Here is an 18,859-nt window from a genome sequence, read left to right as displayed (position 1 = left end):
GCTTTATTTTTATCTGGCGATTATGTTATTTGCCACGGTAAGTGCATAAGTTACCTTTTTTGAACAAAGGAACGGTTTATGCGCACAATATATTCAACATTACTTCTTTCACTTCTAATTACTTTAAGCGGTGGAGTGTTTGCAGATAGTCCCACCAAAGCTGAGCTTTACGATGGCATTGAGATTACGGTAAACATCAATACAGCGACGGCTGAGGAACTGTCAGCGCTATTGGTTGGTGTAGGTGATAAGAAAGCTAAAGATATCGTCGCTTATCGAGATCAGCACGGTGCATTTACAGCACCTAATGATTTGGTCAATGTGAAAGGTATTGGCGAAGCGACGGTTGAAAAGAACCGTGAGCGAATTCAACTTTAGTTTGAAGGGTTACGGCAGTTTGAAGGGGTACGGTTATAGAGGGCTACTTTCTATTCGGTAACCATAGCGCCAAAGCCATGAAGCCTCCAGCGATAGCGCCTGCTAGGTGGGCTTCAATGGCCACGCGAGCATTAATAAGTGCTCCAGTGGTGCTAGAAGGGCCAACAAGCTGCTCCCAAGCTATTTTAGCTATTAACCCCAACACTAGAAGCCAGCTTGACCTCCTGCCGTTCAGCGCTTCATTGAGAGCGAATAAACCAAACAACCCATGTAATGTCCCAGATAACCCCACATAGATATGAATGTCCGTCAGCAACAACGCCAGTCCAGTGATTAGGCTAATGAAAAGCAATGCACCAATAAGCAGTTTTTTATAGGGTTGAAACAGATAGCTGATGATCCACAAGCCTGCTAGATTCATCAGAAGGTGTGAGTAGTTGGTATGTGAAAAGTTTCCTGTTAGGATCCTCCACCATTGCCCATCGGCAATTGCATTTTTATCCCAAACTACCCAAGCCTGCACAGGCTCAAGTTGGAATAAGACGCATAAAAGTGAAGTGAAAATTAAAACAGGGTACACATTAAATCCATGTCTCGTTATTGCCCCCAATGCAGTAAAGCGTTGAAAGCTTGTATTTGTCAGTGGGTTACACCACTAGAATCGAACGTTGAGCTTATCATTCTTCAGCACCCATCTGAAGAGCACCGCCCTATGGGAACCGCGCGTATCCTCTCACTATCTCTAAATAACAGCGTGACGCTTGTAGGGGAAGACTTTTCAAACAATGTACAACTTAACGCGTTGCTGGCTGATGAGCATTACCAACACGTGATTTTATACCCGAGTGAAAATTCTGTTTCTGTTGAGTCAGCAACCTGTCCAAGCAAAAAGCTACGTGTAATTTTACTGGACGGTACGTGGAAAAAGGCGTTCAAAATGTGGCAGGTTTCCAATAACTTACACGCATTGAAAACCGTACATTTGCCAAAAGACCTCAAAGGTAATTATCGAATTCGCAAAGCGCCCAGTGAAAACAGCCTTTCAACCGTCGAAGCGGGTTATCATTTGTTGAGCTTGTTAGAGAGTGATGGCGATTTTAGTCCGTTGTTAACGGCATTTGACCAAATGATTCAGTTTCAAATCAATCAAATGCCGCCAGGTGTCTTCGAAAAAAACTATTTAGATTAATTCGTTACCAGATATTCAAGCGATTGAGCACTTAAAACTCTGTATGAGCTGAGAACAATTGCTGATGCATTTTCTGCGCAAGGTCATCGGTCATTGAAGATATGTAATCCGCTATCACGCGCATCTTTTTTGAATCGTCTTGGTGTTGTAGCCATTGTTTTTTGATCTGCAATGGGAGTAAGCGTTCAGGGTCAGCACTGAATGCCTCAAACATGTCCATGATGATTTGCTGCCCCTTGTATTCAATGACCTGAACTTGAGGGACTTGGATAACAAACTCGCTAACGAAATGTTTCAGCTTATCTAGTGTGGCGTCCATACTCGGTTCGAGCACTGCATTGTAAGCGAGTAGCACATTCTCAAAATTTTCATCAACAGGCTCAATCGAGATACTGGTTAGTAGTGCGTTGACTATCCCACCAATCGCATCCTTTCTGCGATATTGCTCACCTGAAAACAACATCTCTGTAATTGAATCCAAGTGTTCACAAATCCAAGGATCAGCCATCTCTTTGAGTTGAGGATAAGCAGAATCGACCCATTGTGCTTTGGTCACTGAACCTAACACAATCGCATCTTCCAAATCGTGCACGCCATACGCGATGTCGTCAGCCAACTCCATGATGGAACAGTCGAGTGATTTGTACTTAGTTTTGTTGTGCTCAAGTGGTTCGGTGTGTGATTTTCTTTTTTGCTTTAGAAGTTGCTGATCGTTAATTGAAAGCGGCTCCAGTACCCAGTTAAAGAGCTCTTCATCGTGGTCGTAAATGCCTTTTGCTGGCATCCAATCCCTAGCACGGAGCTGTCGTTGGTGTTTAACCGGTTGAGATTGAGCCTTAGCTTGAACCTCACTGAGTAGAGATGGGTACTTAATCAACCCTAACAGAGTTCGCCTTGATAGGTTCATTCCGTGATTTTCGGTGTAAGGTTCCAGTTGCGTGACAATTCGGAATGTTTGGGCATTGCCTTCAAAGCCTCCATGGTCGCGCATCATGTAGTTGAGTGCGACTTCACCACCATGTCCATAAGGCGGATGGCCAATATCGTGTGCCAAACACAGGGAATCAATCAAGCTGTCTGAAGGTAATAGGTCTCGGAACTCGGGTTGTTTTTTTTTCAGCTGCGCGACAATACCTGTACCCAGTTGCGCCGCTTCTAACGAGTGAGTAAGGCGAGTACGGTGGAAGTCATTTACTGTGGTGCCGTGTACCTGCGTTTTGGCTTGCAGACGACGAAATGCAGCAGAGTGAAGCACGCGAGCACGATCGCGTTGATACGGGCTGCGGTGGTCATCACGTCTTATTTTATGTTCATCATCATTTCGATGTTGCCATTCTTGTGCGAGTTCAAATGATGGTTCGAGTTGGACAGTCAAAATAGCACCTATCAATCTGATTTATTTAGCTAATTACACTCAAGTTATACCTAGCTAGCTGATTTCGTCTAGTGATAATTCAAAACTCGGTGCAAAGGTGGTGAGAAAGTAATCCATTTCTGGGCTTTTACGTTGTTCGAGAGTCTCTTCCAACCTGCGTTTAGCTTGCTCGTATTCGTGATTGCCCGCGCTGAGTTCTTCCAGACATTTTAGGTAAGCACAGATAGTGTCTGCTTGTTTCACAATGCTTTGTTCTTCTTCGCTTGCCGTCCCGGATATTAAGAATGGGGCGAAGTCATCTTGAAACTCTTCTGGCAGCATCGAAAGCAGCCTTTGTTCTGCTGCCGCTTCTATCTTCTTATACTCTTGGGCGATATCTGGATTGTAGTATTTAACCGGCGTCGGCAAATCACCAGTTAGCACTTCACTGGTATCATGGTACATACCAAGCAGTGCAATGTGTTCAGGGTTGAGTTGACCATCGAACTTTTTGTTTTTGATAAGCGCCAAGGCGTGCGCGACGAAAGCCACCTGTAGGCTATGTTCAGAAATATTTTCGCTGGAGATTGAGCGCATGAGGGGCCAACGCTGGATAAGCTTCATGCGTGCTAGATGGGCAAAGAAATGGCTTTGTTTCATGATCGTCCTTTCTAAACGGTGCTCCACTCGCAGCTGTTTTCTCATAAATAGTGCGAGACAGCGGATACAAAAAAGGCTCCTAAACAGGAGCCTTTTAAGCATAGAAGTGAATGAATACAAGTTAAAGTCTTTTAAAACAGTAAATTGTAGTCATTTCTCTTTGGGTTCATTAATCGCCAGTGAGCTCGTCTTGGCTGTAAGTCTGCAAGAAGCGCTCGAGGCGACCAATTGCTATTTCTAGATCTTCGATGTGCGGCAGAGTCACGATGCGGAAGTGATCTGGTTTTGGCCAGTTAAAACCAGTACCTTGAACCAGTAGTACCTTCTCTTGCTTAAGGAAATCGAGTACAAATTTCTGATCGTCTTTGATGTTGTACATGTTGGTGTCAATCTTAGGGAACAGATACATAGCACCCTTAGGTTTCACACAAGACACACCTGGAATCTTGTTGATCAGTTCCCATGCGCGGTCACGTTGCTCAAGTAAGCGACCACCGGGTAGCAAGAGTTCGTTGATACTTTGATAACCACCCAGTGCGGTTTGGATGGCGTGCTGCATCGGTACGTTGGCACATAAACGCATTGAGGCCAGCATTTCTAGCCCTTCAACATAGCCTTTCGCGATATGTTTAGGACCCGTTAAGAACATCCAACCACCACGGAAGCCACATACACGGTAAGCCTTAGACAAGCCGTTGAACGTGACCATTAATACGTCTTCAGCCAGTGTTGCCACTGATGTGTGTACAGCGCCGTCGTAAAGCACTTTGTCGTAGATTTCATCCGCGAAGATAATCAAGCCGTGTTCACGAGCAATCTCAACCACTTGTAGTAGGAAGTCTCGGCTGTATACCGCGCCCGTTGGGTTGTTCGGGTTGATCAGAACGATACCGCGTGTCTTTGGTGAAATTTTTGCACGCATGTCAGCTAGGTCTGGATACCAATCTGCATCTTCATCACATAGGTAATGAACCGGTGTGCCACCAGAAAGCGCAACAGACGCTGTCCACAGTGGGTAATCCGGAGCGGGAACTAAGATTTCATCACCATTATCCAGTAGCGCCTGCATAGACATAACGATAAGCTCTGATGCGCCGTTACCAATGTAAACGTCTTCGACATCAAGGTTACGTAGACCTTTTTTCTGATAGTGCTGAACAACCGCTTTACGGGCTGAGTAGATGCCTTTTGAATCGCAGTAACCTTGAGATGTCGGTAGGTTGCGGATTACATCAACAAGGATTTCATCAGGGGCGTCAAAACCAAATGGGGCGGGGTTACCAATATTAAGCTTCAGTATTTTATGCCCTTCTTCTTCCATGCGCTTAGCATGTTTGAGTACAGGCCCCCTGATTTCGTAGCATACGCTGTTGAGTTTTGACGACATCCCGATATTTTGCATTGCCGATTTCCTGAAATTAATTTAAATACTTTATTAAAGTACCGCAAAATGAAGTTTGATAGAATAAAAATCTGATGAATGTCGCATTTCAGTGTCACGTTTGGTCTTTTTGTTGTCACTATTCTCTAAATTTTAATTAATCGCTTTATTGGGCATTGGTTAAGGTGAATAAGAGGGCTGAATCGCTTAGAATCACAGGAATGTTCAAAAGATTTTATACATTCTTGATCTAAGTGGGTGCTGCCCATAAAGTATCAAACTAATATAATAATAATTTAGATGTGAACGAGGTCGATTTGTCACATTTCCAGCAAACTATCTCCGCTTTGATTGAGCGAGTACAAAATGCCCAAACAAGCGAAGTTCGTTGTGTTGAAGTTCTAACGCAAAAACCATCGTTTGCATTTATTGAATGGCTTCATGCTCAACCGCTCTTTCCTAAGTTCTATTGGCAGTCACGCGATACTCGTGAAGAGGTCGTTGCGCTCGGCCAACTGCATACTTTCTCCGATCCCGCTCCTGCGTATGCAATTCTTGGTAAAGAACAACGAATCTGGGGTGGACGTTCGTTTGACGGACATACCGCAAAAAATCGTCGTTGTATGGAATCGTTCTTTTTCCTTCCACAGGTTGAATTGATTCGCTTTGACAATACATGGTCGCTAGCGGTTAATTTATCTCCTGATCGTGTTGCTTCAATTAATGCTTTGAATAAGCTTTCTGTCGAAGCGGCAATACTGGCTCCGCTGTCTGCCCATATCGAACAGATTAACCATGTTCCAGAAAGAGAGCAGTGGGGTAACTTAGTTGATAAAGTGCTTAAAGGCATCAGCGACGAAGAGTACAAGAAAGTTGTTTTGGCTCGTAAAACCACATTACAGCTCGATGCGCCAATTTGTGCCGCTCAATTACTTAAAGCCAGTTATCTGCAGAATCACCACAGCTTTCACTTTATGTTGGTGTTGGACTCTAAACACAGCTTTATTGGTTCGACGCCAGAGCGTTTATACAGCCGACATGGTACTGAGCTTGATACCGAAGCTCTTGCTGGAACCATTGGTCGCGGGGAAAACGCAACCGAGGATATGGAGTTAGCCAATTGGCTTTCTCAAGACAGCAAAAACCTCAATGAGAATCAGTATGTGGTTGACGATATTATTGAGCGTCTGACTCCTCATTCCCAAACGGTGCACGTTGAAAAAGACGCGCGCCTGGTACGTTTACGTAAGGTCCAACATTTAAAACGCAATATTCACGCGCAACTTAATTCGGGTGTTAATGGTGTTCAGTTACTGAGTTCATTGCAGCCAACTGCCGCAGTCGCTGGCTTACCCCGCAAAGAAGCGATGGACTTCATTCTCGAACATGAACCATTTGCAAGAGGTTGGTATGCAGGATCGGTTGGCTATATCAGTCATCAACGCGCTGAATTCTGTGTGGCGATTCGAAGTGCCTTGGTTGTAAACGATCAAGTACAACTGTTTGCCGGAGCAGGGATCGTACCGGGATCAGTCGCTGAGCATGAGTGGCAAGAGTTGAATAAGAAGATGTCGACTCTCCTGAGTTTGATTTCAGATCACCCACCTTTAGGTGTGGCATCATGAATCACGACCAAGCCGTATTAAATAGAGTTTGGTGTAACACATTACTTGAAGAGCTGGCACGCAGTGGCGTGGAACATGTTTGTGTCGCGCCAGGCTCTCGCTCAACGCCGTTAACACTCGAAGCAGAAGCTAACTCCAAGCTAACTCTACATACTCACTTTGATGAGCGCGGTCTTGGATTCTTAGCTTTAGGTTTAGCTAAAGCCAGTGAAAAGCCAGTTGCCGTGATCGTTACATCGGGTACAGCCGTTGCGAATCTGCTGCCTGCGACGGCTGAATCTGGGCTGACACGAGAGAAGTTGATCTTGTTGACCTCTGATAGACCCATTGATTTAGTTAACTGTGGTGCAAACCAAGCGATTCAACAACAGGGAATCTTTTCGACCCATGTTGAAAGCGCACTTAATTTACCAAGTCCAACCACACAAATTCCCTTGAATTGGCTACTGACATCGGTTGATAACGCGCTCGCGAAACAACAAAGTGTTGGCGGTGCGATTCATATTAATTGTCCGTTCCCTGAGCCTCTCTATTCAGCGAACAGTGCTGAAATGTATGCTGATTACACGGCCAGTATTGCAGGGTGGAAAGCTTCGACAAGCCCGTATTCCAATACCTACTTGCCTAACCATTTGAATAAACAGCCAGTCGCGCCGGGCGATTACGTTGCCCGTAAAGGTGTGGTGATTATTGGCTCTATCGATAATAAAGCCGCGAAAAAAGCAAAACAGTTTGCATCAGCTTTAGGTTGGCCAATCTTCTGCGATCCTCAATCGGGCGTAAGCAGCGATTGGAAACACTATGATCTGTGGATGCAGAGTGATATAGCCAAAGAGCAACTTAACCAATGTGATTTCATTCTTCAATTTGGTGAGCGCATTGTTTCTAAGCGACTTAACCAATGGATAAAGTCGAAAGCAGCACGATTCAATTCATCACAATACATCGTTGTTTCACCAGACACGCATCGCATAAACCAAGATCACCTGCCTCAAATTCATATTGTTGGAAATATTGATTCATGGATATCGGGTCAGCATCTACCAACCTTGTTAGGCCAACATGCAGGCTGGGCTGAACCTTTGATGGAAGTTGCGAGTACAGTTCAACAATTAGTGTTGGCACAGATATCTAATAACGACCAACTGACGGAGTTAAGTGTTGCCGTTGATTTGTCGACTAGACTTAAAGACAGAGAGTTGTTTGTGGGAAACAGCTTGATGGTAAGGCTGGTGGATATGCTGTCATCAATATCTGCGAATCAAGTTTACAGTAATCGTGGTGCATCGGGCATTGATGGCTTGGTGGCGACGGCTGCGGGCGTGGTGAAAGCTAATCAAAACCCTTTATTGATGTTGCTCGGTGATACCTCTTTGTTGTACGACCTCAACTCGCTGGCTCTGCTGACTCATAATTTAACGCCAATGGTTATTGTTGTGACTAACAACGACGGTGGGGCGATCTTTGATTTGTTGCCGGTTCCTGAGCAACAAAAACAGTCACTTTATCAAATGCCTCATGGTTTCAGCTTTGAACATGCTGCTGCGCAATTTCAGCTTGGTTACGCTGTACCTGAAACTTTGAATTGCTATCAAAATATTGTCGACCAACATTTCGAGCAAGGTCAGGGTACCTTGATCGTTGAAGTTAAGACGCCTCCCGAACAAGCGTCTACTTTACTGAAACAATTCAGTTCAATGCTCACAGAGGCATTAGCCTAAGGACTTTACATGCTTTACTCCAATTATTACCCAGCTTCAAAAGTATCTTCTGACAAACCTTTGCTTGTTTTTTTACATGGTTTACTCGGAAGTGGGGATGATTGGAGTGCATGTCATCCATTTCTCGAAGATTTTCCTCGTCTTTGCATAGATTTGCCCGGGCACGGACAAAGTCGCTTTATCGACCCAGTAGGCTTTGATCATTGCTGCAAGAAAATCGTTCAGTGCATCACTGCTCAGCTGGCTCTCAATGACCTTCCTATGGATTATCCTATCGTAATGATTGGCTACTCGATGGGAGGAAGGTTAGCCATGTATGGAGTAACAAGTCCTTGCTTTGAAACGCTCAACCTAGAGAAAGTCATCATTGAAGGTGGCAACTTTGGCTTAGAGTGTGATGAAGAAAGAACACAGAGGTTAGTACATGATACGCAGTGGGCTGTTCGCTTTGCGCAGCAGTCAATTGAGGATGTTTTAGACGATTGGTATCAGCAAAGCGTCTTTTCTTCACTAAATCATGAGCAAAGACAAACTTTGGTCATAAAGCGTAGTGGTAACCTTGGAGTATCCGTAGCAAATATGTTGTTATCGACTTCATTAGCGAAGCAACCGGATTTACGTGCCACATTGAAATCTCATGAGCATCAATTGCATTATGTGTGTGGTGAAAAAGATCGTAAATTCATGGAGCTAGCTGAGAATAGTGGCTTTGAATATAGTCAGGTAGATTACGCAGGTCACAATGTTCATTTTGAGCAACCAGAGCTGTTTTCAAATCTGATAATTCAATGTATCGCCAGTCGTCGCAAAACTGATTGAGCGATTATCTCGTACAAAGCGCTATCAAAAGCAGAGCAACACCGTCACGACTATTCGATAGTTGTGTTCTCTAATAGAACAATGGGAATCACCATGGCTAAAACAGTAGGCATCACCGAAGAAGAACTTTACGCAGCCGTTAACTGGCGCGATGAAAGCAGTCAATTTGAAGATATTCAATACCACAAATCTGACGATGGTATTGCGAAAATCACGATTGCGCGTCCTCAAGTACACAATGCGTTCCGCCCACAAACCGTGAAAGAGATGATCAATGCACTGGCTGATGCTCGTTACGACGAGAAAGTAGGCGTGATCATTTTAACGGGTCTTGGTGAGAAGGCGTTCTGTTCTGGTGGTGATCAAAGTATTCGTGGTGATTACGGTGGCTATCAAGATGATTCAGGTACTCATCACTTGAACGTACTAGACTTCCAACGTCAAATTCGTACTTGTCCAAAACCGGTTATCGCAGCAGTATCTGGTTGGGCAGTCGGTGGTGGTCATGTACTTCACATGATGGCAGACCTTACTATCGCAGCTGAAAACGCACAGTTCGGTCAGACTGGCCCAAAAGTGGGTTCATTTGATGGCGGCTGGGGTGCTTCTTACATGGCTCGTATCGTTGGCCAGAAGAAAGCGCGTGAAATTTGGTTCTTGTGTCGTTTCTACGATGCTCAAGAAGCACTGGATATGGGTCTAGTAAACACAGTCGTGCCTGTTGCTGATCTAGAAAAAGAGACCGTTCGTTGGTGTCGTGAAGTTCTTCAACACAGCCCAATGGCACTGCGTTGCTTGAAAGCCGCACTAAACGCAGACTGTGACGGCCAAGCCGGTCTACAAGAGCTAGCGGGTAACGCGACAATGATGTTTTACATGACAGAGGAAGGCCAAGAAGGCCGAAATGCGTTTAACGAGAAACGTCGACCTGATTTCGACAAATTCCCGCGTAACCCATAGTCTTACTCCTATTCAGAATGAGTCGCTAATAGCGGCTCGTTTTGTTTTAATGTTCCCGCTTTTTAGGAAACCTAATGAACTCAGTGAATTCTCAGCGCCAAGCTAAACTCTACCGTTATCAATTACCTATGGATAGCGGCGTGATACTTCGTGATAATAAGTTGAGCGAACGAATGGGTTATATAATCCAACTTGAGTGCGACGGTAAAACGGGGTTTGGCGAAGTTGCTCCCTTACCCGGCTTTAGCCAAGAAGATACCGAACAAGCCGGTATTCAACTGCAACACGAACTAGAGCTTTGGAGCCACAATAATCCTCAAACGCCGTTTGATGAACTGCACCCTTCTGTCGCATTTGGTTTCTCGATGGCGATGATGGAATTACGAGGTGATCTCAACGCAGAAGGCAACTACCAAGCGGCGCCGTTGTGTACAGGAGATCCAGATGAATTGATCCCTGTGCTCAATGAGATGAAAGGCGAGAAGGTTGCTAAGGTAAAAGTTGGGCTTTATGAAGCAATTCGTGATGGCATGCTAGTGAGCTTATTCCTTGAATCGATTCCTGACTTAACGTTAAGACTTGATGCTAACCGTGCGTGGAAACCAGAAAAAGCGAAACAATTCATTAAGTACATTTCGCCTTCGCTGCGTCAGCGTATTAGCTTTATCGAAGAGCCTTGCCTGAAGCCAGAAGATAGCTTGGCATTTGCTATTGATCACGGTGTGGCGATTGCGTGGGATGAGACTTTGCAAGAAGCGGTACGAAGCCCTGAATTTAACCTGAGTGATTTGACAGGTGCTAAAGCGATTGTCATCAAACCGACTCTGATTGGCTCGGTAGAGCGCTGTATTGCAATCATTGAACGTGCTCAACAACTTGGTATTAAACCTGTATTGAGCTCAAGCATAGAGTCGAGCCTTGGTTTAACTCAGATTGCTCGATTGGCACAGCAATACTTGCCTAATGAAGTTCCAGGGCTTGATACGATTGGCTTGTATCAGCAACAGCTAGAAGTCTCTTGGCCGGGTTGTCAGCTTCCAGTTTCAACGCTTGAACAACAGCAATTGATTTGGTCTTCTTAGGCTGATCGTTCGATTGGCTTAGACCGTTCTCAATTTATAACTTGGTTATCTTATGATGCGCCCACAATCTAATCATCACCCGCTCTGGGTACAGTGGGCGCAGCAGAACCCACATCAAACAGCGTTAGTGACTCCTAAGCGTGCTTACACTTGGCAGCAAGTATCAGCGTTAGTGAGTGAGTACCAACAACAGTTGTCTCGTCAAGGCCTATCTGAAGGTGATGTACTGACGATTGTTGGTAAGAATCAGGCTGAAGTGATTCCTGTTTATCTTGCCGCACTCAATTTGGGTGTGGTTTGTGCGTTTACGATGCCTCAGCCTGTTTCTCGCCTAAAACAGAAACTCGATTCTCTCTATAGTGAAAACGATAATAACTTTGTTTGGTTGTTAGACAGCTGTGGAATAGAGTTATCTGAAGTCCTCCCTCTGAATGTTAAGTTATTGACGTTACCTTCATTGCAAAAGCTGTCAGAAATAAACACAGCTACTGGCTTTATTGAGCCTCAAACTAAAGCTGATTCTTGTTTTGAGCCTAATTGTTTAGCCACTATCGTATTCACTTCTGGTTCTACCGGGAATCCCAAAGCGGTTGCCCATACACTTGAACAACACTTGTGTTCAGCGCAAGGGTTACTCGACGTTTTTTGTTTTGAACAAGACGATACTTGGTTGCTTAGTTTACCTATGTACCATGTGTCGGGCTTGGCGATTGTTCATCGTTGGTTGGCGGCTGGTGGTTGTATCAAAATAGGATCAGGCCAACTCGAAACGGATATTGAGGGGTGCAGTCATGCTTCATTGGTCGCGACTCAACTGCATAGGTTATTGAAGAGTAAGCAAGCACTTACTTTGACTCATGTACTTTTGGGCGGTAGCCATATTCCAGAAGAACTTGGTCTTCAAGCTAAACAGATGGGTATTGAAACCTGGCTTGGGTACGGTATGACAGAAGCGGCTTCGACTGTGACGGCTAAGCCTGTTGATTCAACTCGCACCGCAGGGTTTGTGCTTAATCATCGACAATTGAAAATTGAAGACCAACGAATCTTTATTGGTGGCGATACACTGGCTTCTGGCTATTACCATCAAGGTGAATTAACACCCTTGGTGGATGTTCAGGGTTGGTTTGATAGTAAAGATCTCGGTGAATGGGACGGCGAACAAGTGTCGATTATTGGCCGAGCGGATAACCAATTTATTTCTGGTGGCGAGAACATTCACTGCGAAGAAATTGAGCGAGCGCTAACTCAATTATCTGAGGTTAAACAGGCTTTTGTCATCCCTGTTGAAGACCGTGAGTTTGGTTTTAGACCTGTAGCGATTATCGATTGTGATGAATTACCTACCAAAGGTTGGTTCGCAGAACAGTTACAAGGGAGCCTAGAGCGATTCAAATTTCCTATCGAGTATTATCAAATGCCTGAGCAAGAACAGCAGGGGATCAAAGTATCGAGAGCAGGCTTGGCATTTTGGTTGTTTCAACGTAGGAACTAAAAAGCCGTAAAGCTCTGGAAGTTGTGTGTCGTTTGCTAGATTGGAAGACGGTTAGTTAATTTAGCAATTAGATAGTTCAAAACAGAATTTATTATCTTTATAACCATCCATCATAATAAGCCCTATAAATAACGGATTATAGAATAAGGTCTTATTATGAAAATTGCCCTCATTATTGCGGTTTTGCTGCAGATAGGACAAGCGGTTACTTCGTCAGGTCTGACTCGATCGTTAGCTGAACTCACTGCATTTGTACTGGTTGTGGTACTTGTTTTGATGAAAAGAGAGAGTAACAAGAGTGATAAGCCCCTGTTTGATTAGTGACAGTTTCAATTGTAGATATGTACGTTATAAACGATAAAGGCAAAGCCCACTGGAGCTTTGCCTTTTTGTTTTTTTGTTCGCTAGTTTGTTACTAACTAAACGAGCACTAACGAATCTAAAGTACTTTTCAGCGGTTTAGGCGAGCGTTAACCACGCTAGTGATCCGGTAGAAATCATCACCCACATAGTAATACCGAACATCAATGGCTTTGGCCCTGCTGCTTTCAGTTTCTCAACGGAAATACCGCAACCAATCAAGAATAGACATACCACCAATGCACGCTTAGAGACATCAAAGATACCTTGGTAGACCATCTCAAATTGTGGCAGCAAGTCACTAATCGCAATAGCAGCGCAGTAGAAGAAAATGAAGTAGGGAATCGTAATCTTCTTTTGATCGTTCTTGAAAATCATTGCACTGACCAACGCGATTGGGATGATCCAAAGTGCGCGTGCTAGCTTCAATGTTGTTGCGGTCGTTAGTGCTTCTTCGCCGTACGCTGATGCGGCACCAACAACTGAAGAGGTATCATGAATCGCTATCGCAGCCCATGTGCCAAAGGTTTGCTGGCTTAGATCAAGCGCATGGCCAATCATCGGGAATAAGAATAGAGCGATTGAGTTCAATACGAATACAGTGGCTAACGCCAAGCCAATCTGTTCATCGTCTGCTTTAATCGCTGGAGCTACCGCTGCAATCGCGCTGCCACCACAAATTGCGGTACCAGAAGAGATAAGGTAACCCGTGGTGCGATCCAGCCCCATTCGTTTTGCTAAGAACCAACCTACGACTAGCGTGCCGATTATAGTCGTGACAATCAAACCAATTCCATCGCCGGTTACCGCCAGTGCTTTTTCAAACTGAATGCCAAAGCCCAAGCCAACAATCGAATAGGCCAGTAGCTTCTTTGTTAGTTTACCGACTTCCAAGTGCTCAGGTACTAAACCTAAACTCGCAAGAAGAAAACCGATAACGAGTGCAGTCGGTGAGCTTACCCAAGGGGTTAAGCAAAATAGAGCACCAAGATAAAATGGAATAGACTTTTTTAGGTTCATTATATTCGGGTTGTCACTTTTAGTGATGGCAGCGTAGTGTAAGACTATACGCCTAACTCAATGGTAAGTAAGTCTAAATGAATTGAACAAACGTTAAGGAAAACTTAACGCTTGTTTATAGGGCTACTTTTTCATCGATATAAATGTGGCTGGATATTGTTGTGCTGAGTACCGCTTCGTTAATGTTATTTAGCGACTCGCTATTTAACTTATTGCGATGTAGTTCACACCATTTAGTTAACCGCTATTTAGCGTAACGGCCCACGAAGTTCAGCAACGGCCTGGCGCAGTGTCTCGCAATTCGCATCTTTCGGTAAAATAGGCTCTCCAGCTTCTATCTCTAGCTTAGTCCAGAAACGAGTTGGTAAGCCTTTGCATGCTCTTCCTTTAAAACGACTGAAGTAACTTCCCCACAACCCTTTGAGCGCCATTGGAATAACGGATACAGGGGAACGTCTGAGAATTAACTCCATGCCACGCATGAATTCGGCGACTTCACCGTCTGAGGTAAGCTTTCCTTCAGGGAAAATACAGACGATGTGGCCTTCATGCAGCGCCTGTTCTACTGTTTTGAAAGCGTTACGCATTGAGTTTCGATTAGTCGATGAGATAGGAATAACCCCAGCTCGTTTCAAGAAACGTCGTAATGGCGGGAGCTTGGCATAGTCTTCTTCCATTACAAAATGAATCAAGCGCGGGCAAACGGCAGTAAGTAGCAATGCATCCATATAGCTCACATGGTTACAGACAATCAACGCTCCGCCTTTTTCAGGCAAATGATGCAAGTTCTTGTGCTTAACCCGATACATAGTATGAGTTACAACCCAAGTGAAAAAACGGAAAGCATAGATAGGCACCTGATAAAACAAGCAAAACATCACTAAAGTGTTCAAAAGCGCCAACAACATAAACAATTGCGGAATTGAAAGCTTAAGTACACTAAGGCAGATGATGCCCAGAATGGCGCTTCCCACCATGAACAATGAGTTGTAAATGTTGAGCCCTGCGATCACTTGCGCTCGCTCATTTGGTTTTGCTCGTAACTGCATTAAGGAATAAAGCGGAACGATAAATATACCACCAGAAATCCCAAGTAGTAGCAGATAAGCAAACAATGGCCATAGTTCGGAATGCGTTAGAAATTCGTGGAATGATCCGAACGGAGGCAAGGATTCAGGAATCGATATCGCCATCAATAGACCAAATACTGAAATACCTAGGCTGCCCATTGGCACGATACCAATTTCAATTCGGTGATTGGATAATTTGTCACAAGCCAGGGAGCCGATCGCAATGCCCACCGAAAATAGCGCCAGCAAAAACGCGACCGAGCTTTCGGTGCCGTTCAGATGCAGTTTTGTGAAGTTAGGGAATTGAGTTAGGTAAGCCGCACCAAGGAACCAGAACCAACTGATTGACATCAATGCTTGGAAAGTAGGGCGGTCTTTTTTGGCAATCGCGAGTGTGGCACGAGTTAATTTTACAGGTTGCCACTTCACTTTTAAGTCAGGCGCATTGCTTGGTGCTTCAGGAATAAAGCAACTTGATATGTACCCAAGAACTGCAAATGAAACAATGCACACCGCTGCAATAAGCTTCGCGCTCTCTTCTGACGCGATGATACCAGCGCCGAGAGTGCCAATCAGAATAGCTAAGAATGTACCTGTTTCAACTAAGGCATTACCGGAAACCAGTTCTTTTGTCTCTAACTGCTGTGGAAGCAGGGCATATTTCACTGGGCCAAAGAAAGTGCTTTGCGTTCCCATGAGAAACAATAGTAAAAGTAATATTCCGTAGCTTTCGTAGATAAATCCGACTGCACCCAGTGACATTATCACTACTTCAAGAAGCTTAACTTTACGGATAAACCAAGATTTTTCGTATTTATCAGCCAGTACACCGGCCAAAGCAGAAAATAGGAAGAAGGGCAAAATAAAAAGGCCAGCGGCCAAATTAATGAACAAATTACTGGAAATAGGAAGAGTGTCTATGCTCGCGAAAGCAACAAACAGCAAAAGAACATTTTTGAATATGTTGTCATTAAAGGCTCCCAGAAACTGGGTAATAAAATAGGGTAGGAACCTTTTTTGCGTTAACAGCGAAGATTGGCTGCTATTGTTCATTATCTTTCCTTGGATGATTACCAGTTGGTTAAGTAGTTTGAGATTAAGTTGTTAATCAACTCTTTACCATCAATAGGCTCTGACGCGAAAAACTTGTCATCAACGCTGAGTAGAGTAATTCCGTGCACACCTGACCATAACACTCGGCTCGCTTTAACCACTTCGCTTTCTGTGTGCTCTGGAGCGATCGCAATAAGTAACTGTTCTAGCATACCGGTCATTCTATCGATTCGGTTTGATTGCCACTCAGGAAGGTTTTCGCCATTCATATTGTGTTCGAAGATAAGCTGCCAGCGGTGCGGGTGCTTTTGCGCGTAGTCGTGGTAACAGTAAGCAAGGTTAAACAACGCTTGTTTAGGATTGCTCGATTGTTCTACGACAGATGCGGACTCTAACGCGAGTTCGTCTAGAGTTTGGGCAACAACATGCAGAAGCAACAAGTTGTAGTTGCCGAACACATTAACCAGAGTACTAGGCACGTACCCAATCATATTGGCAATCTTTCGTAGACTTAACTCGTGGTAGGAGTGATCGGCTAAGAAGTCGGTCACTGTCTTTAAAGTTAATTGCACCAATTGTTCGCGAGTATGATCGTTTCTTCTTGCCATGAGTCTTTTCTAGTAAATGAACATCGTTCAATATTTTAATGCTGCCCCCGATTGCCGTCAATCCTTTCGCTAATTAAGTAACCAATTAATAGCCGCAATATTATGATACATGTGTAAACGCCGTGAATATTTCATTGTTCTTTGTTAACGAGTATGATTAAGGTGTCGAAAGATAAAGAAACCTATAAAGGATAATAATGAAACGATTTTTCTCACTAGTCGCGATCCTGTTGGTAACAGTCGCGGTGACGCCAATCGCGGAAGCGAAAAAGTTTGGTGGTGGTAAGTCATTTGGCAAAAGCTTTAAAACGGCTCCAGCACCAAAACAACAAAACACGAATTCGATCCGACAAGATCAAACGGGTAAGAACACAGCAGCTAACTCCAGCCGTAAAGGGCTTATGGGCGGTATGCTAGGTGGTTTACTTGCGGGTGGTCTATTAGCAGCATTCTTTGGTGGTGCATTTGAAGGTATCCAGTTCATGGATATTCTGATCATGGGTCTGATTGCTTTCCTTGCGTTCAAATTCCTACGCGGAATGTTGGGGGCGAAGCAGGGTTCCATGAATCAGCAGAATGGACGTGGCCAGCAGCCAGCATTCGGCGGCATGGGGCAAAACAAGTTTGAACAACCTGAGCAAAAGCCAAATGTTCATAACTTCGAGCAAGCACAACCTCAATCTCAAGGTGCGGCTGGTGGCTTCGGTTTTGGTTCACAAAGCGATGTTCCGCATAACTACCCACCGGGCTTTGATCAAGCGGCTTTCATCAATGGCTCTCGTGAGCACTACCGTACACTGCAAGGTGCATGGAACCACAACGAGCTGAATACGATTGAAGAGTATGTGTCTCCAAGCCTATTTGAAGACCTAAAATCTGAACGTGACAAGCTAGAAGGTGATCAGCACACAGACGTAATGTACGTTGATGCTGAAATCGTTCGTGCAGACCATGACGGCAGCAAAGCGCAGTTAAGCCTACAGTTTAGCGGTCGCTACCGTGACACTGCAGATGGCGTTGAAGAAGATATTACTGATATCTGGCACTTAGAACGTGACCTAACGACTGACAATGCGCCTTGGCTAATTGTTGGTATTCAAGGTTAATTCTGATATTTAGCGACAGCACTACGGTGTTGTCGTTTTCAGAAATTACGCTGATTAATAGAAAGCCCCTACTGAGAAATCAGTAGGGGCTTTTTTGTTTCGGGTGGTTTAAAACTATGACGGTATGAAACGCTAATACTTGGAAATCTAGTCACTTTGAATCATAAGGGCAACGAGTTAGGGTCTAATTTAAATCTTACAGAAGAAAACTTGTTGATTGTGCTAGATAACCTTTATTGACTTGAGCTAATAGGGTTGCCATCGCGAGAAATCTTATTGGATATCTCTTGTTATTGAAGTCGATTAATCTACATGTAGGGCTATTTTAATAGCGAAAGAGACTTTCAACTGAGATCACAATGTCCTTTGAACCCATACTAGAACATGAGATGACGCTTTGTCAGAAACAGAAAATCACTCAAAGTGTGAGGAACCAGTTTCTACAAATTGCTTAGGTTGTCCAGCTGACTTGGTTTATGAACGTCATCCTGATGTATGGAATGACTGATATTGGATTGAACCCTTGCTGAATTGCAGAAGAACAATCACAACAGTTTTGGGTCGGAGTTCAAAGCTTAGAGATATCGGGATTAACATATAAAGTTCAGAAACGAAAAAAGCCAACTCAATGAGTTGGCTTTTCGATTTTCCAATTAAGGATAGTATGGTGGAGGGAGACGGATTCGAACCATCGAAGGCAGTGCCGGCAGATTTACAGTCTGCTCCCTTTGGCCACTCGGGAACCCCTCCAGGGTGTGTCTTACTCTTCACAAAGTAAGCCTAAATTGATGTTTTCCCATAAGCCCATCAATCAGGTTGTTCTCTTAACTCTTAAAAAGAGGTAAGAAGAATATGGTGGAGGGAGACGGATTCGAACCATCGAAGGCAGTGCCGGCAGATTTACAGTCTGCTCCCTTTGGCCACTCGGGAACCCCTCCAGGGTGTGTCTTACTCTTCACAAAGTAAGCCTAAATTGAT

17 protein-coding genes and 2 tRNA genes are annotated in these 18,859 nt (G+C 44.3%); 10 read left to right on the top strand and 9 right to left on the bottom strand.

Annotated features, from left to right (window positions below; genetic code table 11):
* Positions 1-78 precede the first annotated feature (78 nt).
* On the top strand, positions 79-378 hold the full coding sequence (locus AACW75_RS20565; RefSeq protein ID WP_017073580.1) for a ComEA family DNA-binding protein: 300 nt from the start codon (positions 79-81) through the stop codon (positions 376-378).
* Between the two features lie 43 nt (positions 379-421).
* Here AACW75_RS20565 and rrtA read toward each other — a convergent pair whose 3' ends face one another.
* A complete protein-coding gene (gene rrtA, locus AACW75_RS20560) occupies positions 422-958 on the bottom strand; it encodes a rhombosortase (RefSeq protein WP_145570381.1) in 537 nt (178 codons plus the stop codon).
* Between the two features lie 9 nt (positions 959-967).
* Between rrtA and AACW75_RS20555 the strand changes: the two genes are divergently transcribed.
* Positions 968-1,567 carry a tRNA-uridine aminocarboxypropyltransferase gene (locus AACW75_RS20555; RefSeq protein WP_017073578.1) on the top strand — a complete coding sequence of 200 codons (600 nt, stop codon included), beginning with the start codon at positions 968-970 and terminating at the stop codon, positions 1,565-1,567.
* Between the two features lie 31 nt (positions 1,568-1,598).
* Here AACW75_RS20555 and AACW75_RS20550 read toward each other — a convergent pair whose 3' ends face one another.
* The 3 genes from AACW75_RS20550 to AACW75_RS20540 form a co-directional block, all read right to left on the bottom strand.
* Complete coding sequence (locus AACW75_RS20550) at positions 1,599-2,942, bottom strand: anti-phage deoxyguanosine triphosphatase (protein WP_145570383.1); 1,344 nt, start codon at positions 2,940-2,942, stop codon at positions 1,599-1,601.
* A 54-nt stretch (positions 2,943-2,996) separates the two neighbouring features.
* The gene (gene yfbR, locus AACW75_RS20545; protein ID WP_017073576.1) at positions 2,997-3,581 is read right to left on the bottom strand and encodes a 5'-deoxynucleotidase; all 585 of its coding nucleotides are present in this window, start codon (positions 3,579-3,581) and stop codon (positions 2,997-2,999) included.
* A gap of 169 nt (positions 3,582-3,750) precedes the next feature.
* Complete coding sequence (locus AACW75_RS20540; protein ID WP_145570385.1) at positions 3,751-4,983, bottom strand: pyridoxal phosphate-dependent aminotransferase; 1,233 nt, start codon at positions 4,981-4,983, stop codon at positions 3,751-3,753.
* A gap of 296 nt (positions 4,984-5,279) precedes the next feature.
* Here AACW75_RS20540 and AACW75_RS20535 point away from each other — a divergent pair, with 296 nt between their 5' ends.
* The 7 genes from AACW75_RS20535 to AACW75_RS20505 all read left to right on the top strand — a co-directional run bounded on the left by AACW75_RS20535 (position 5,280) and on the right by AACW75_RS20505 (position 12,985).
* Positions 5,280-6,587: an isochorismate synthase gene (locus AACW75_RS20535; protein WP_029224854.1), complete on the top strand. Its 1,308-nt coding sequence runs from the start codon at positions 5,280-5,282 to the stop codon at positions 6,585-6,587.
* Positions 6,584-8,308, top strand: coding sequence for a 2-succinyl-5-enolpyruvyl-6-hydroxy-3-cyclohexene-1-carboxylic-acid synthase (gene menD, locus AACW75_RS20530; RefSeq protein WP_145570387.1), 1,725 nt, complete (start codon positions 6,584-6,586; stop codon positions 8,306-8,308). Before AACW75_RS20535 ends, menD begins: the two co-directional genes overlap by 4 nt.
* 9 nt (positions 8,309-8,317) lie before the next feature.
* The gene (menH, locus tag AACW75_RS20525) at positions 8,318-9,127 is read left to right on the top strand and encodes a 2-succinyl-6-hydroxy-2,4-cyclohexadiene-1-carboxylate synthase (RefSeq protein WP_145570389.1); all 810 of its coding nucleotides are present in this window, start codon (positions 8,318-8,320) and stop codon (positions 9,125-9,127) included.
* Positions 9,128-9,220: 93 nt separating this feature from the next.
* Positions 9,221-10,087, top strand: coding sequence for a 1,4-dihydroxy-2-naphthoyl-CoA synthase (gene menB / locus AACW75_RS20520; protein ID WP_010439547.1), 867 nt, complete (start codon positions 9,221-9,223; stop codon positions 10,085-10,087).
* Between the two features lie 74 nt (positions 10,088-10,161).
* On the top strand, positions 10,162-11,169 hold the full coding sequence (gene menC / locus AACW75_RS20515; RefSeq protein ID WP_017073570.1) for an o-succinylbenzoate synthase: 1,008 nt from the start codon (positions 10,162-10,164) through the stop codon (positions 11,167-11,169).
* Between the two features lie 52 nt (positions 11,170-11,221).
* Positions 11,222-12,664: an o-succinylbenzoate--CoA ligase gene (gene menE, locus AACW75_RS20510; RefSeq protein WP_145570391.1), complete on the top strand. Its 1,443-nt coding sequence runs from the start codon at positions 11,222-11,224 to the stop codon at positions 12,662-12,664.
* Between the two features lie 156 nt (positions 12,665-12,820).
* Positions 12,821-12,985: a hypothetical protein gene (locus AACW75_RS20505; protein ID WP_017073568.1), complete on the top strand. Its 165-nt coding sequence runs from the start codon at positions 12,821-12,823 to the stop codon at positions 12,983-12,985.
* A gap of 138 nt (positions 12,986-13,123) precedes the next feature.
* Here AACW75_RS20505 and AACW75_RS20500 read toward each other — a convergent pair whose 3' ends face one another.
* The 3 genes from AACW75_RS20500 to AACW75_RS20490 all read right to left on the bottom strand — a co-directional run bounded on the left by AACW75_RS20500 (position 13,124) and on the right by AACW75_RS20490 (position 16,775).
* Entirely contained in the window at positions 13,124-14,044 is a 921-nt protein-coding gene (locus tag AACW75_RS20500) for a YeiH family protein (RefSeq protein ID WP_102553055.1), read from the bottom strand.
* A gap of 248 nt (positions 14,045-14,292) precedes the next feature.
* Positions 14,293-16,167 carry an MFS transporter gene (locus AACW75_RS20495; RefSeq protein WP_145570394.1) on the bottom strand — a complete coding sequence of 625 codons (1,875 nt, stop codon included), beginning with the start codon at positions 16,165-16,167 and terminating at the stop codon, positions 14,293-14,295.
* Positions 16,168-16,184: 17 nt separating this feature from the next.
* Positions 16,185-16,775, bottom strand: a complete 591-nt coding sequence (locus tag AACW75_RS20490; protein WP_017073566.1) for a TetR/AcrR family transcriptional regulator — start codon at positions 16,773-16,775, stop codon at positions 16,185-16,187.
* Between the two features lie 197 nt (positions 16,776-16,972).
* Here AACW75_RS20490 and AACW75_RS20485 point away from each other — a divergent pair, with 197 nt between their 5' ends.
* The gene (locus AACW75_RS20485) at positions 16,973-17,881 is read left to right on the top strand and encodes a Tim44 domain-containing protein (protein WP_017073565.1); all 909 of its coding nucleotides are present in this window, start codon (positions 16,973-16,975) and stop codon (positions 17,879-17,881) included.
* A gap of 665 nt (positions 17,882-18,546) precedes the next feature.
* Here AACW75_RS20485 and AACW75_RS20480 read toward each other — a convergent pair.
* Together AACW75_RS20480 and AACW75_RS20475 are read right to left on the bottom strand one after the other, a co-directional pair.
* Positions 18,547-18,631 (bottom strand) — tRNA-Tyr (locus AACW75_RS20480).
* A gap of 103 nt (positions 18,632-18,734) precedes the next feature.
* Positions 18,735-18,819, bottom strand: a tRNA-Tyr gene (locus tag AACW75_RS20475).
* Positions 18,820-18,859: the final 40 nt, after the last annotated feature.

It is taken from the genome of Vibrio sp. L3-7, assembly GCF_963898195.1.
In the GTDB taxonomy this organism is placed as follows: Bacteria; Pseudomonadota; Gammaproteobacteria; order Enterobacterales; family Vibrionaceae; genus Vibrio; species Vibrio echinoideorum.
This window is presented reverse-complemented; position numbering and strand designations above follow the sequence as displayed.